This window comes from uncultured Faecalibaculum sp., from assembly GCF_910588395.1.
Taxonomy (GTDB): domain Bacteria; phylum Bacillota_I; class Bacilli_A; order Erysipelotrichales; family Erysipelotrichaceae; genus Faecalibaculum.
In genome coordinates, this window is the sequence record NZ_CAJUPA010000078.1 from 1 (window position 1) to 2165 (window position 2165).

Annotated in this window: 3 protein-coding genes; 1 reads left to right on the plus strand and 2 read right to left on the minus strand. The window is 55.0% G+C overall.

Going from position 1 to position 2165, the window contains the following annotated elements; translation table 11 throughout:
• Positions 1-274 (plus strand): hypothetical protein (locus QZ305_RS11615; protein WP_294732154.1); only part of this gene is annotated, 274 nt, incomplete at its 5' end.
• Positions 275-423: 149 nt separating this feature from the next.
• Here the strand turns inward: QZ305_RS11615 and QZ305_RS11620 are convergent.
• Entirely contained in the window at positions 424-1179 is a 756-nt protein-coding gene (locus QZ305_RS11620; protein ID WP_294732156.1) for a DeoR/GlpR family DNA-binding transcription regulator, read from the minus strand.
• Positions 1176-1976: a polyphenol oxidase family protein gene (locus tag QZ305_RS11625; protein WP_294732157.1), complete on the minus strand. Its 801-nt coding sequence runs from the start codon at positions 1974-1976 to the stop codon at positions 1176-1178. Before QZ305_RS11625 ends, QZ305_RS11620 begins: the two co-directional genes overlap by 4 nt.
• Between the last annotated feature and the right edge of the window lie 189 nt (positions 1977-2165).

Sequence of the window (2165 nt, forward strand, 5' to 3'; positions counted from 1 at the left end):
GAGCTGTCCCTGGCAACGGGGATATGTAAACTATGACAAAGTAGTTTGCAACGGATTATATGAGCAGGGTTTCCGTAAAGGTTTTGAAGAAGGATATCTGCGGGAGTTTAATCGTGGATTCAAACGAGGCTATGAAGAAGCGGGTCTGGATGTAAACCAGCTGTGCCAGGCCATGGCCGAAGCCGGCAGAGTAAAGGAATTTCTCGATGCGATTGGCAGCCATGGGACATTGGATCAGCTGTATGTGGAATTCGGAATCAAAACCCTGTCGTGAATCTGCGCCTGTATCTGCACAGCTGCAGTCAGTCAAACACAGACATGAAGGCCTCCTGAGCGGGGCTTTTCTTCTGCCTGGCATGTCCTCATTCCCGTCCTGCATTCCCGTCCTGCGGGAATGAGGGCGCAAAGAAAAGGAAGTCCTGCTCAGACTTCCAGAATTTCCCTGATGTCCTCGATCTTCCTGTGCTGATCCGGCGTAAGCCGGTTTGTCACCAGCAGATCTGCCTCTGCGAAAGTGCAGAACATGAACGGTGCCTTGTCATCAAACTTTGATGCATCACACACCATCACCACTTTCTGCGTCTGGGCAATCAGATGCCGTTTCAGCCCCAGTTCATTGTCATGCAGTGTTGTGAATCCACGGGCATCCCGGAACCCGTCACTGCCTAGAAACACCACATCAAACTGAATGTGATCCACCACATTCGTCGCAAAATTGCCATAGGTCCGCTGTCCCGGATTGTACGCCATGCCCCCCAGAACCAGCGTCCGGATATTCATCTTGGACAGCTCCAGAGCCCCCGGCAGCGAATTCGTCGCCACCAGCAGATCACGGCGCTTGGCCAGTGCATGAAGTCCCAGCAGCACTGTGCTGCCGGCATCCACAAAAATCACCTGACCGTCCTTCACTGTGGAAAGAGCCGCATAAGCCACGGCGATTTTTTCCTGTACATGGTGACCCGAGCGGATGGACATCGGTGTCTCCTGCGGAGCCTGCACCAGCCGGACAAAGCCGTGCTCCCTCTCCACCAGCCGCATCTGCACGAGATCTGTCAGATCCGACCGCAGCGTCTCCGGGGTGATATCCAGTTCCTGCGCCAGATCCCGGACCCGCATCTTCTCTTCCCGCTCCAGAATCTCCAGAATCAGCCCCAGGCGCTTTTCCTTCGATGCTCTCATGACATCTGCTCCCTGTCATCTTCTCCGGAAATCCAGCCAAAGGTGAAATGCTCCCCGGTTTTCATTCCCTCATTCCGGTAACTGAAACAGTCCGGATGGGTTTTGGTGTCCATTTCCGATCCATGAATGTGCTCCGCCGGCATCCCCGCCGCCAGCAGCATCGCCCTATTCAGGCCCTGGTTGTCCAGATAGGCTTTCTCTGAACCCGGGACAACGGAACGCCGCCAGAAGCTGTCCACATCGATTCCAAGAGGTTTCAGCGGTTCCAGCGCTTCAATGACCTCCATCCCCACCTCCAGGGAATCCTGCAGGATCGACGGAGAGAACCAGGCATGGGCTCTGGCAGGATCAAGCCCGCCTTCCTCCATCAGCACTTTCAACGTTTTCAGTGTTATGGCCTGTGCCGTGCCCTTCCACCCGGAATGAATGCACGCCACCAGCGGGATCTCCGGATCAGCCACCAGCAGCCCGACACAGTCCGCCGTGAACACCCCGATCAGCGTATCCGGATCCGTGGTCCACACTGCATCCACGTTCATGATGCTTGTATTTTTGTCATCTGAACCCGCTCCCTGTTCCCCTGCAGTCACCCGGTGGATGTGATCGGTGTGTTTCTGCCAGGGAAGCGCCCAGTTTGACAGCGGCAGGGTCACAGCCGCCAGCACCCGACGGTTTTCCATGACAGCCTCCGGATCCTGACAGACATGCAGCGCCGTGTTTCCGTTCTCCGGCGCCTGCCTGTCCTTCAGTGTGGTTCCTCCGTGAATGATGTTTGTTGTATGCCAGATTATCTTCATGAAGCCATGATACCAGAAAAACTGCCGGCAGCCGGCTTTCTGTTTTTCGCCGATGATGGAAGACAGGGGAGCAGTCCGGGAGTTTAAGACAGAGAAACAGGAAGGCAGATGACAGTTTGCTGATTTGGAAAACCAAACTTGATAGGCTACGAAGCTCAGTAAAGCTAAGCTGCAACCAGTTGTTTCTGG